Below are 11,700 nucleotides of genomic sequence, written 5' to 3'. Positions count from 1 at the left end.
TCATGGCTCGCGTTTGCGCGACCGCCGCTTGCTCCTTCGTCGCGTACGCGGCGGCCGCGCAAACGCGAGCCGGGCCGCGAACGGAACAGGCTCGGTCTCGCTTCGCTCGAAACCCGTAGTCGAGGTGGTGTGGTGACGTTGTCGGGAAGGCTACAGATGGACGGTTTCGCCAGGATTCCGTAGCAAAGTTGGGGTCTCGACGCGTGAAGTCGGACGGCCAGAGGTTGGCCGCACGTCGCGGGCTTCTACGACTGCCCTTGGCACCAGGACGGACACTGCGGTTGTGAGGCGAGCCCGAATGTGCTGACCTTCGATTAGTCACCGGACCTGCACGCGCCTGTTCCCGGACTGCACATGGGGTGTCAACTGCTCGGGAAGTGGAAAGCCGGTGGTGGATGGAGGCGGTAAACTCTGCGTTCGACGCTCTTTTCCGTACGTTCGTGCAGGTGAGTTCGTCCGACGCTCCGGGAGGAGATGATCGTGAGCTCGTTCCGCAGACCGCGTGAACGCAGGCGTGGCGCCAAGGGGGCTCCTCCGACCGCGCCGTATGCCTCGATCGCGGGCTGGCGGGAGCGGCCGAACACGCGGACGCGGCGCGAACGCGAGGCGGCCCGCCGGAAATCGCGACCGCCCGTACCGCGCCCCGCCCAGCCGGATCGTCCCCCACGTAGCCGGGCCGAGCGTATCCGCCGCCTGCTGCTGGCGTTGTTCATCCTCTTCGGCGTGGTGCCCGCGCTGGTGTCCGTGCTGGCGTATTGGAGCGCCGAGATCCCGGATCCGAATGCGGTGCAGACGAACCAGATCGCGACCGTGCTCGCCGCCGACGGCAGCACCGTGCTCGCGAGAATCGTCCCGCCGGACGGGAATCGGACGCCGGTGCCGTTGTCCGATGTGCCGCGCCCGGTGCGCGACGCGGTGCTGTCGGCGGAGGACCGCAATTTCTACACCAACCCCGGCTATTCGACGTCCGGCTTCCTGCGCGCCGCGCGGGACAACCTGCTCGGAAAGGACAACGCGGGCGGCGGCTCCACCATCACCCAGCAGTACGTCAAGAACGCCTTCCTCGGCTCCGAACGCACGGTCACCCGCAAGATGCGCGAGCTGATCATCGCGGCGAAGATGGCGCGGCAGTGGAGCAAAGACGACATCCTCGCCGCCTACCTCAACACCATCTACTACGGCCGCGGGTCGTACGGCATCGGCGCCGCGGCCAAGGTCTACTTCGACAAACAGGTGAATCAGCTGACCCTCGCCGAGGGCGCGGTGCTCGCGGCGCTGATCCGGACGCCATCGATCCTGGACCCGGAAACCCACCTGGCGGACCTGAAGGCGCGCTGGCGGTACGTGCTCGACGGAATGGTCGAGATGGGCGCGCTCGCGCCGGGCGATCGGGACGCGACCGTCTTTCCGCCGATCATCCCGCTCACCCAGATCCCGGACGAGAACGTGGCTCGCGGCCCTGAGGGCCTTATCCGCAACCAGGTGGTGCGCGAGCTGCGTGACTCCGGCATCAGCGAACGCGATTTGAACAAGGGCGCGCTGCAGATCACCACGACCATCGACGCCAAGGCGCAGCAGGCGGTGCTCGGCGCGGTGCGCGACCGGCTCGGCGGGCAGCCGCAGGAACTGCGCGCCGCGGTGGTGTCGATCGACCCGCGCTCCGGCGCGGTGCGCGCGTACTTCGGCGGCTACGACGGCATCGGCTTCGACTTCGCCCAGGCGCCGTTGCAGACCGGCTCGGCGTTCAAGATCTTCGCGGCGATCGCCGCGCAACAGCAGGCCATCCCCCTGACCCGCGTGCTGGACAGTTCCCCGGTGACCGACCGCGGCACCCGCATCACCAACGTGGACGGCGAGTCGTGCGGCAAGTGCACCATTGCCGAGGCGCTCAAACGCTCGCTGAACACCAGCTTCTACCGGCTGACCATGACGATGTCCGACGGCCCTCAGGCCATCGCGGACGCGGCGCACGCGGCGGGCATCCCGGAGGAGCTTCCCGGCGTCGCGGGCAAGACCCTCACCGAGGACGGCGGGAAACCGCTGAACGGGATCGTCCTGGGACAGTATTCGGTTCGCCCGATCGACATGGCCTCGGCCTATGCCACGATCGGCGCTTCGGGCGTCTACCACCAGCCGTATTTCGTCCAGCGCGTGGTGACCGGTGACGGGCGGGTGCTGCTGGATCGCGGCGAGCACAAGGTCGGCGAACAGCCGCCGTCGGGTCAGCAGCGCATCGCCAAGACGATCGCGGAGAACACCGTCGAGGCGATGCTGCCGATCGCGGCCTACTCCAACGGGCACGCGCTGAAGGACAACCGTCCCTCGGCCGCCAAGACCGGTACCACGCAGTTCGGCAGCGACCGGAACAAGGACGCGTGGATGATCGGTTTCACGCCGTCGCTGTCGACGGCGGTGTGGATCGGCACCGATCAGCCCCAACCGATCCGCACCGCGCGCGGAGCCGACATCTACGGCTCGGGCCTGCCCGCCGACATCTGGAAACAGGTCATGGACGACGCACTCGACGGCATGCCCATCGAGCAGTTCCCGGGAACGCAGGCCCCGGGCCGGCCGAATCCGAGCAAGCCGCCCTCCGGCGGTCCCTATGACATCCTGAATCCACCGCAGCCGTCATCGCATCGCGAACCGGTCGTCATCATCCCGCCCAGCCCGCAACCGCCCAGGGAGGTCGAGATTTTCCCGGGCCTGAGCATTCCGGTTCCTGGATAGCGATGATGCTGTGACCTTCCGTGGCCCGGCGGAACGCATGACATGGCAGCATCGTTTGCCAGAGTGAGAGCGAACAGCGAGTGCGTCGGAACGGGCCGACGCCGAAACCGCGAAAACGATGCGGAAGGATATGCGCCCGAGCGACGACAGCGCGGCGCGAGCGAAGGGCCCGGAGGCGGTAGCCTGCGTCACCACGGAGGGCACCGGGACCGACGCCGATTGAGGACAGACGAGACATAGGGGCTACGCCGGTGGATTTCAATGTCGTTGACCAACCCGAGACGCTGGTGGCGGGAACAGTGCTTCGCAGCCCCGCGCTCGCGGTCGAAGGACCGCGCCGCGCGAAAGTCGAAGAGGCGTGGAAGCGCAACCTGGCCCGCAAGCTGCCCGGACCGCCGACCACGGCATATGTCGACCACGCGCCGGAGATCAATTCGTACCTGACCCATATCGTCGGCTACCGCTGCCACAGCTTGGCCGACCTGGAACCCGGAGACGTGCTCGCCCGCGTGCCCGCCGGGCGTTTCGCCCGGTTCATCGCCAGTGGGGACGATCTCGGCGACACCATCGTGAGCATCTGGCGAGCGGTGTGGGACGCGGAGGCCGCGGGGCGGCTCGTACGCGCGTATACCGGCGACTGGGAACACTATCCCGACGCACGGACGGTGGAAGTTTTCGTGGCGGTGGCAGACGATCAGGGCAACGGGTAGGAACAAGACAGTGGACTTCGAGATCGTCACTCTGCCCCAGAGCATGGTCGCGGGCCTGACCGTCCCGCTGGCCGGCCGCGAGGTGACCGCGCGTGACCTCGACCTGGTGAACTTCACCTGGGATCGCTATCTGGCGCGGGAGAAGAACGTGCCGCGCGTGGCGGCCTACATCGGCCAGAACGATCACGCCGTCGCCGTGCTCGGCTACGAGATCGGCGGGATGGACCAGCTGGACCCCGGCGACGTGCTCACCATCATCCCGCAGGGCCGCTACGCCAAGTTCGTCGTCGCCGACAAGCCCTACGACCTGCTACGCACCGCCTGGGCGCAGGTGGCGAAGGCAGAGAACGCGGGAACCATCACCCGCTCCCACACCGCCGAGGTGGAGCGCTACACCGGCCCGGCGTCGGTGGAGGTCTACGTCTCGCTGGACTGACATGACAGCCGATTGTGTACACGTTCGCGTGTACGCTTTCGGTATGTCGGAGATCAGCATTCGGGAGCTTCGTGCCAACTTGGCCGCGCACATCCGCGAAGCGGAAGCCGGTGAGCAGGTGATCATCTTGCGAGACGGTGCGCCCGCCGCGGCCCTGGTACCGCTGTCCATGGTGGAGGCATTCGACGCGGCCGAGGACGAGATCCTGGCCCGCGAAGCAGAGGCGAGGCTGGCGACCGACGAGCCGACCTTCACCATGGCTGAGGTGCTCGCCGACCTCTTCGAAGACGACGCGAAGTGAAGTATCGCTTCCGATTCCTGGACTCGGCGCGCCGGGAACTCCGGGCAATCGAGCGACCGGATGCGATGCGGATCCTCACGGCCCTGACGGCGCTGGGCGACGACCCGTACGCTCCGGGTTTGGACGTGAAGAAGTTGTCCGGTCACCACGACCTGTTCCGTCTGCGCGTCGGCAGATACCGGGTCGCGTATAGGGTGGACAACGGCGTGCTGGTGATCCTCGTTGTGAAGATCGGCTGGCGCAAAGACGTCTACCGGGGGCTGTAGTCGCCGAAGCAGGTCGGCCGAGGGCTTTCGCCGTCGGCCGACCTCGTGCCGGTGCGGTGCCTACTCCGCGCCGATGATGAAGGCTTCCAGCTGGGCGCGCGCGATGTCGTCGGCGAGCTGCTGCGGCGGGGACTTCATCAGGTAGGCCGAGGCCGGGATGACCGGTCCGCCGATGCCGCGGTCCTTGGCGATCTTCGCCGCGCGCACCGCGTCGATGATGATGCCCGCGGAGTTCGGCGAGTCCCACACCTCGAGCTTGTACTCCAGGTTCAGCGGCACGTCGCCGAAGGCGCGACCCTCCAAGCGGACGTAGGCCCACTTGCGGTCGTCGAGCCAGCCCACGTGATCGGACGGGCCGATGTGCACGTCGTTGGCGCCGAGCTCCTTCTTCAGGTTGCTGGTGACGGCCTGGGTCTTGGAGATCTTCTTCGACTCCAGACGCTCGCGCTCGAGCATGTTCTTGAAGTCCATGTTGCCGCCGACGTTGAGCTGCATGGTGCGGTCGAGCTGCACGCCGCGATCCTCGAACAGCTTGGCCATCACGCGGTGGGTGATGGTGGCGCCGACCTGGCTCTTGATGTCGTCACCGACGATCGGGACACCGGCCTTGGTGAACTTCTCCGCCCAGCCCGGGTCGGAGGCGATGAACACCGGCAGCGCGTTGACGAACGCCACGCCCGCGTCGATGGCGCACTGCGCGTAGAACTTGTCGGCCTCCTCCGAGCCCACCGGCAGGTAGGACACCAGCACGTCGACCTTGTTGTCCTTCAGCACCTGCACCACGTCGACCGGCTCGGCCTCGGACAGCTCGATGGTCTGCGCGTAGTACTTGCCGATGCCGTCGAGGGTCGGCCCGCGCTGCACGACGACATCGCTCGGCGGCACGTCGGAGATCTTGATCGTGTTGTTCTCGCTGGCGAAGATCGCCTCGGCCAGGTCGAAGCCGACCTTCTTCGCGTCCACGTCGAACGCGGCGACGAACTTGACGTCGCGAACGTGGTACGGACCGAACCGCACGTGCATCAGACCGGGGACGGTCGAGGACTCGTCCGCGTCCTTGTAGTACTGCACGCCCTGGACCAGCGAGGAGGCGCAGTTGCCCACACCCACGATGGCGACGCGAACCTCTGTGGCGTTGTCAGCCTTCTTGACGTCACTCATGGCCGATATTTCCCTCTTTCTGTGGTGCCGCCTTCGTCGATTGCTCCGCCGCAATCAACTCGTTGAGCCAGCGCACTTCGCGCTCGCTTGATTCGAGTCCGAGTTGATGGAGCTGCCGGGTGTAGCGATCCAGCGACCCGCTGGCCCTCTTGATCGCCTCCCGGAGCCCCTCTCGGCGCTCCTCGACCTGACGCCGCCTGCCCTCCAGGATCCGCATCCGCGCTTCCGCGGGAGTGCGGCTGAAGAAAGCCAGATGAACGCCGAAGCCGTCGTCGGTGTAGTTCTGCGGTCCGGTGTCGGCGAGCAGCTCGCTGAACCGCTCCCGCCCGGCCGGAGTCAGCTGGTAGACCCGCCGAGCACGGCGGGTCGCCGCGCCCGCGGGTATCTCCTCGGCGATCAACCCGTCCGCCTGCATGCGGCGCAGCGTCGGGTAGAGCGATCCGTAGGAGAAGGCACGAAACGCCCCGAGCAGGCCGGTCAACCGCTTGCGCAGCTCGTACCCGTGCATGGGCGCTTCCAGGAGCAGCCCGAGGATTGCCAGCTCGAGCACCGGGCTTCACCCCCTGACTGTGTTCAGACCTAACCGATGGATGCGACTTTCCACTATATCGGAGCGATACATCTGTGCACAGTCGTCGGCCTTGTGCGGGCGACGGGCGAGGTCAGGAGGGTAGGAAGACCGCGAGCGGCTCGCCCGCGAAAGTGGCCGTCAGGTATCCGGACGAGCCGCCTTGGCCCTTGACGTAGATCTGCAGTACCGGCCCCAGGTCGACCGGGCCGTTGGAGCCGAAATTCACGATGATGTGGGTGACCGCGCCGTCCGGGGCGCGCATCGTTTGTGGCGCACCGGCCAGCAGGCCGGCGACGGCAGGCACGTCGATCGCGCCGAGGTCGAAGCTGCGCTCCCGTGCTCGGCGATCCGATGTCCGCGAGGCTCGGAAGTCACCGTTGTAGTAATAGTCGGCGGTCTCGGACGCGCTGCCGGGCTTCTGCCGGTCCACGCTGGCATGCCGTGGGTGCAATGTGACCTGGTCGGCGCTCATATCACCGAATTCGGCCCGGTACTCCGCGAGGAAGTAGGCCAGCCCGGCACCGGTGGTCAGGTCCGGAACGTCCTGCGAGAACCCGGGAAGATCGACGCCGCAACGGCTGATCCCCCCGACCATGGCACCCGCCACCAAGGCGACGACGACCACCGACAGCGGAGCCAGCCAGCGGCGCGGACGCCGCCGGTCCATCCGGACCACAGGGGCGTTCGCCAGCTCATCGGGGATCTGCAGGTCACCGATCAACGCGTCGAGCTGGCCGAAGGACTTCGCGCGCATCGCACGGGCGGTCCGCGCGGCGTGTTCGTCGGCGGTCAGCTGTCCGTCGGCCAGCGCGGCATCCAGCAGCCCGCAGACGTCGGCGCGGTCGGTATCGCGGGCACGGATGTCGCTGTATCGGGTCGTCACCATCGCCTCATCCCTTGAACGGCCACACGCGCCGCACCTCGCCCGCCGAGGTCATCACGAAATGGCCGCTCTCTTGGACGGAGTTGCTCACGTGGACCTCGATGACCGGCTGACCGGCGGGAACGCCGTACCCAGCGTACGAACTGCTGTCGTTCACGCTCACCTTGAAATGCGACACGACGCCGCCTGGAACTCGGGTGGTGGCGGGAGCATCGGCGAGGGCGCGGCCGATCGCCTCGATGTTCAGTGCGCTCAGATCGACCGATGGGGTATCGACCTTGCGCGTGGCGATGTCACGGGACTGCCGGAAACCCCCGCGGTAGTCGTACTCGATCTTCCGGTTCGGCTGACCTGGCACCGCACGGGCGAGCAAGGCGAGGTCGTCGTGCATGGTCAGCTCATCGACCTGGAGATCACCGAATTTCCGCTGGTAGTTGCGCAGAAACGTGGCGATTCCCTCGGTGGTGACCAGACTCGGCGTCGCGACCACCACCGGCTGCACCGCCCCCAGTTCCACCGGAGGGGCTTGCGCCGCGGATCGCGGCTCCGCTTCCCGGGTGACCGCGAGAAATCCGCCACAGGCGGCCAGCACCGCGGCCACGGCGACCGCCGCCCGATACCACCGACGCCGACGCGAACGCGGCGGTCGCGGCGCGGGGGCGACGCCGTGGGGCCGCTGGAGATCCGCGATCAGGTCGTCCAGATCTCCCAGCGTGCGGGCTTCCGCGGCGAGTTCGGTGAGGGCCTCGTGCTCTTCCGCCGACAACTGTCCGTCGGCGCGGGCGGCGTCGAGCAGTTCGCGCGTAGTGGCGCGATCGGCATCGCGCGCCCTGGTGTGACCGGGATAACTTCCGCCGGATCCGGAGCGGCGCAACACTTTTCGCGTGACCGACGGGCGCTGCGCGGCGAACCCGCGCGCGGCGGACGGGGCTTGCAGATCGGCGGTGAGCGCGGCCAGTTCGCCGAGCGTCTTCGCCGCCGCCGCCTGCGCGATCCGGTCGTGGTACTCGTCGGCGCCGAGCTGGCCCTCGGCGTAGGCGGCGTCCAGAAGACCGGACGCGGCGGCGCGGTCGAGATCACGCGCTCGCGTGCGCCCGGATGCTGCGGTGGACACAGACGGATCGTAGTCCGGACAGCGGCGCGACGCGCTGGATCGGCCCGTCCGGGACCGGTCAATCCGCATCAGCCCGGGGCAGCCCGATTCAGACACCGCTACTCTGGTTCTCGTGCGAATTCAGCGGCAAGTTGTCGACTACGCCCTGCGGCGCCGGTCGCTGCTGGCTGACGTCTATGCGGGCCGGGTCGATGTCGCCGAGGTGTGTGATGCGAATCCTTATCTCTTGCGTGCGGCGAAGTTCCATGGCCGGGGGAGCGAGGTCACCTGCCCCATCTGCCGGAAGGAACAGCTGACCCTCGTATCCTGGGTCTTCGGCGACGGCCTCGGGCCGGTCGCCGGATCGGCTCGCACACCCGAGGAGCTTGCGCGCCTCGCCGAGACGCGCGAAGAATTCTCGGTTCATGTCGTCGAGGTATGCCGGACCTGCAGCTGGAATCATCTGGTGCAGTCCTATGTCCTCGGTTCCGCGCCGGCACCGCCGCGCCGCCGCACCGGGACACGCGCGAACCGGCGCACCGCCGCCGAATGAAATGCCTGGGTCGTCCCCGGCGGGTGACTCGCGGAGCCGGCATGCGCCCGCCACGGTGACGACTACCGCTGATTGCCACCTGGACCGCTACGAGTTATGGAGATCTTGTCAGTGAATTCGCCCTACGAGCCCTACGGCGATGAGCCACATGGCGGTCGTCCTCCGCAGAGTTCACGTCCAAGTCCCAACCCGTACCAGAATCCCCGTCCCGGCCCGCCCCCCGGCGCCCGTCCCGGCCCGCCGCCCGGTGGCCGCCCCATCCCTGGCGAACCACGCGGCCCCCAGCCGCCGCGCCGTCCTGTTCCCCCGCCGAACGGGCGTCCTCCACAGGGTGGCCGTCCGCCCCAGCCGGGCCGCCCCCCGCAGCCGAACCGCGCGCCGGGCGGCGCTTCCGCCCCGCAGGCGACCCAGCGGATCCAGCGGCCAGGCTCGCTGAGCGATGCGGTGAACGAGCGCAACCGGCGCGGCCCCGCCACGGGCCCGCGTCCGGTCACCGGCGCGCGCCCGGCGGTGGACCGCGAAGGGCGTCGCACGCCCGGCAGCGGACCGAGCACCGGCGAACGCAGGCAGGCCGCGGGAGGCCCACCGTCGGGCCCGCCGCCGCGCCGTGGCGGCAGCGGCGGCTCCGACGGGCCAGGAAGGCGGCAGCCCGCGCAGCAGAAGAAGTTCCCCTGGCGGATCGTGCGCCGCACCCTCTACGTCTTGATCGCGCTGGCCATTCTGCTGCCCAGCGGCATCTTCCTGGCCGCGTACACCACGGTGTCGGTGCCGCAGCCGGGCGACCTGAAGACCAACCAGGTGGCGACCATCCTCGCCTCCGACGGCACCACGGTGCTCAGCAAAGTGGTTCCTCCGGAAGGCAACCGGACCGACGTCACCATCGACCAGATCCCGCCGCACGTGCGCAACGCCGTGATGGCCGCCGAGGACCGCGACTTCTACACCAACCCCGGCTTCTCGATCTCCGGCTTCGCGCGCGCGGCCAGGGACAACATCCTCGGCAAGGAGAGCGCGGGCGGTGGCTCGACGATCACCCAGCAGTACGTGAAGAACGCGCTGGTCGGTGACGAGCACTCGCTGACCCGCAAGATGCACGAGCTGGTCATCTCGGCCAAGATGGCGCGGCAGTGGAGCAAGGACGAGATCCTCGCCGCGTACCTGAACACCATCTACTTCGGTCGCGGCGCGTACGGCATCGACGCGGCGGCCAAGGCGTACTTCGGCAAGCCGGTGCAGGAGCTCACCGTCGCCGAGGGCGCGGTGCTCGCCGCCACCATCCAGCTGCCGTCCAGCCTGGACCCGGAGAAGAACCCCGAGGGCGCGCGAACCCGCTGGAACTACGTGCTCGACGGCATGGTCTCCGGCGGCAACCTGAGCGCGGCCGAGCGGCAGGGCCTGCAGTACCCGCAGGTCGTCCCCCTCGCCTCGACCAGGGACAAGGAGCAGGACTCCGGCCCCGAGGGCTTGATCAAGACCCAGGTGCTCAAGGAACTCGGCGCGGCGGGCATCAGCGAACAGCAGCTGAACACCGCAGGCCTGCAGATCACCACGACGATCGACCCGAAGGCCCAGCAGGCGGCGGTCGACGCGGTGAACAAGAACATGGACGGTGAGCCGGAGAATCTGCGCACCGCCGTGGTCTCGGTCGACCCGCGCACCGGTGCGGTTCGCGCCTACTACGGCGGCAGCGACGGCCAGGGCTACGACTTCGCGAACGCGGGTCTGATGACGGGTTCCTCGTTCAAGGTCGTCGGCCTGGCCGCGAACCTGGAGCTGGGCATCCCGCTGTCGCAGATGTACGACAGCTCGCCGCTGACCGTGAACGGCATCAAGATCTCCAACGTCGAAGGCGAACAGTGCGGCATGTGCACCATCGCCGAGGCGCTGAAGCGGTCGCTGAACACCAGCTTCTACCGGATGGAGCTGGACATGCAGAACGGCCCGCGCAAGATCGCCGATATGGCGTACAAACTGGGCATGCCGGAGACCATCCCTGGGGTCGGCAAGACGCTCACCGAAGCGGACGGCTCCGGGCCCAACAACGGCATCGTGCTCGGCCAGTACCAAGCGCGCCCGCTGGACATGGCCTCCATCTACGCGACGCTGGCCGCCTCCGGCGTCTACCACGCGCCGCACTTCGTGTCGAAGGTCGTGACCGCCGACGGCCAGGTCCTGCTCGACCGTGGCGAAGTAGCCGGTGAGCAGCGCGTCTCCGCCGCGGTGGCCGACAATGTCACCGCCGCGATGAAGCCCATCGCCGCCTATTCGCGCAACCACGGCTTGGCCGGCGGCCGGGAGTCGGCGTCCAAGACCGGAACCGCCCAGCTCGGGGATACCGGCGAGAACCGGGACGCCTGGATGGTCGGTTACACCCCGTCGCTGTCGACCGCGGTGTGGGTCGGAACCGAGCAAGGTGACCGTCTGCGCAACGCCAGTGGCGGCATGATCTATGGGTCCGGCCTGCCCTCCGACATCTGGAAGGCCACGATGGACGGGGCCCTGAAGGGCACTCCGAACGAGAACTTCCCGAAGCCGGCCCCGATCAAGGGACAGGCCGGCGTCCCGGAATGGTCGGCACCGTACACCCCGCCGTCCACCGTCGAGTCGCCGTTGCTGCCCCCGGTGGTGGTCGCGCCGACCCAGGTCGAGATCCTGCCCGGCATCACGATCCCCGTTCCCGGCGTTCAACCCGCTCCGCAGCAGCAACGGCCGCAGCAGCAGCGTCAGTCGGAATCGGGCCCGCTGCCCGGCCAGCCGGTCGCACCGACGGATGGCTCATCGCCATCGTCTACCGGTGCACCACGCCCTGGCAACCAACGCAGTGACAGTTCCGGTCAAGACGAGAACTCGAACGGAACACCGTCGACACGCAGCAGATAGTCGATGAAGAGTCGGGGGGGGGCCGGACGAGCCCCCCGCGCGCCCCGCCCCCTACCAGGACGGGCAGAGGACCACCGTAGAGGGCAGGAAAATACGCAACAGAGCGCAAGAGGGCG

Annotated in this window: 11 protein-coding genes; 7 read left to right on the top strand and 4 right to left on the bottom strand. The window is 68.2% G+C overall.

Annotated features, from left to right (window positions below):
- Window positions 1–474: 474 nt before the first annotated feature.
- The 5 genes from ACWDMM_RS33580 (at window position 475) to ACWDMM_RS33560 (ending at window position 4,443) form a co-directional block, all read left to right on the top strand.
- A complete protein-coding gene (locus ACWDMM_RS33580; RefSeq protein WP_195081016.1) occupies window positions 475–2,730 on the top strand; it encodes a transglycosylase domain-containing protein in 2,256 nt (751 codons plus the stop codon).
- A 251-nt stretch (window positions 2,731–2,981) separates the two neighbouring features.
- Complete coding sequence (locus tag ACWDMM_RS33575) at window positions 2,982–3,440, top strand: GyrI-like domain-containing protein (RefSeq protein ID WP_067796079.1); 459 nt, start codon at window positions 2,982–2,984, stop codon at window positions 3,438–3,440.
- A gap of 10 nt (window positions 3,441–3,450) precedes the next feature.
- Complete coding sequence (locus ACWDMM_RS33570) at window positions 3,451–3,876, top strand: GyrI-like domain-containing protein (RefSeq protein ID WP_067796076.1); 426 nt, start codon at window positions 3,451–3,453, stop codon at window positions 3,874–3,876.
- Between the two features lie 43 nt (window positions 3,877–3,919).
- The gene (locus tag ACWDMM_RS33565) at window positions 3,920–4,177 is read left to right on the top strand and encodes a type II toxin-antitoxin system Phd/YefM family antitoxin (RefSeq protein WP_195081017.1); all 258 of its coding nucleotides are present in this window, start codon (window positions 3,920–3,922) and stop codon (window positions 4,175–4,177) included.
- Window positions 4,174–4,443 (top strand): type II toxin-antitoxin system RelE family toxin, encoded by a 270-nt coding sequence (locus ACWDMM_RS33560; RefSeq protein WP_357111114.1) that lies wholly within the window; start codon window positions 4,174–4,176, stop codon window positions 4,441–4,443. Before ACWDMM_RS33565 ends, ACWDMM_RS33560 begins: the two co-directional genes overlap by 4 nt.
- Before the next feature lie 60 nt (window positions 4,444–4,503).
- On the opposite strand, the gene ACWDMM_RS33555 is transcribed toward ACWDMM_RS33560, so the two are convergent.
- The 4 genes from ACWDMM_RS33555 to ACWDMM_RS33540 form a co-directional block, all read right to left on the bottom strand.
- Window positions 4,504–5,604 carry an inositol-3-phosphate synthase gene (locus tag ACWDMM_RS33555; protein ID WP_449941540.1) on the bottom strand — a complete coding sequence of 367 codons (1,101 nt, stop codon included), beginning with the start codon at window positions 5,602–5,604 and terminating at the stop codon, window positions 4,504–4,506.
- Window positions 5,597–6,154 carry a PadR family transcriptional regulator gene (locus ACWDMM_RS33550; protein ID WP_195081020.1) on the bottom strand — a complete coding sequence of 186 codons (558 nt, stop codon included), beginning with the start codon at window positions 6,152–6,154 and terminating at the stop codon, window positions 5,597–5,599. The genes ACWDMM_RS33555 and ACWDMM_RS33550 overlap by 8 nt, the downstream gene beginning before the upstream one ends.
- Window positions 6,155–6,266: 112 nt before the next feature.
- Window positions 6,267–7,061, bottom strand: coding sequence for a DUF1707 SHOCT-like domain-containing protein (locus ACWDMM_RS33545; protein WP_449941537.1), 795 nt, complete (start codon window positions 7,059–7,061; stop codon window positions 6,267–6,269).
- Window positions 7,062–7,065: 4 nt separating this feature from the next.
- On the bottom strand, window positions 7,066–8,172 hold the full coding sequence (locus ACWDMM_RS33540; RefSeq protein ID WP_449941534.1) for a DUF1707 SHOCT-like domain-containing protein: 1,107 nt from the start codon (window positions 8,170–8,172) through the stop codon (window positions 7,066–7,068).
- 112 nt (window positions 8,173–8,284) lie between these two features.
- Between ACWDMM_RS33540 and ACWDMM_RS33535 the strand changes: the two genes are divergently transcribed.
- Together ACWDMM_RS33535 and ACWDMM_RS33530 are read left to right on the top strand one after the other, a co-directional pair.
- On the top strand, window positions 8,285–8,704 hold the full coding sequence (locus ACWDMM_RS33535) for a DUF5318 domain-containing protein (RefSeq protein WP_063016743.1): 420 nt from the start codon (window positions 8,285–8,287) through the stop codon (window positions 8,702–8,704).
- Between the two features lie 444 nt (window positions 8,705–9,148).
- Window positions 9,149–11,584 carry a transglycosylase domain-containing protein gene (locus ACWDMM_RS33530; RefSeq protein WP_449941529.1) on the top strand — a complete coding sequence of 812 codons (2,436 nt, stop codon included), beginning with the start codon at window positions 9,149–9,151 and terminating at the stop codon, window positions 11,582–11,584.
- The last annotated feature ends 116 nt before the right edge of the window (window positions 11,585–11,700 follow it).

Source organism: Nocardia sp. NPDC003726, from assembly GCF_053586955.1.
Note: the sequence above shows the minus strand (reverse complement) of the source record. Positions and strands in the feature narration are given on the sequence as shown.

Bases quoted from the DNA above. Each gene is read 5' to 3' on its own strand.
- ACWDMM_RS33555 (WP_449941540.1), bottom strand. From the start codon at position 5,604: ATGAGTGACGTCAAGAAGGCTGACAACGCCACAGAGGTTCGCGTCGCC.
- ACWDMM_RS33545 (WP_449941537.1), bottom strand. From the start codon at position 7,061: ATGGTGACGACCCGATACAGCGACATCCGTGCCCGCGATACCGACCGC.
- ACWDMM_RS33580 (WP_195081016.1), top strand. From the start codon at position 475: ATGATCGTGAGCTCGTTCCGCAGACCGCGTGAACGCAGGCGTGGCGCC.
- ACWDMM_RS33565 (WP_195081017.1), top strand. From the start codon at position 3,920: ATGTCGGAGATCAGCATTCGGGAGCTTCGTGCCAACTTGGCCGCGCAC.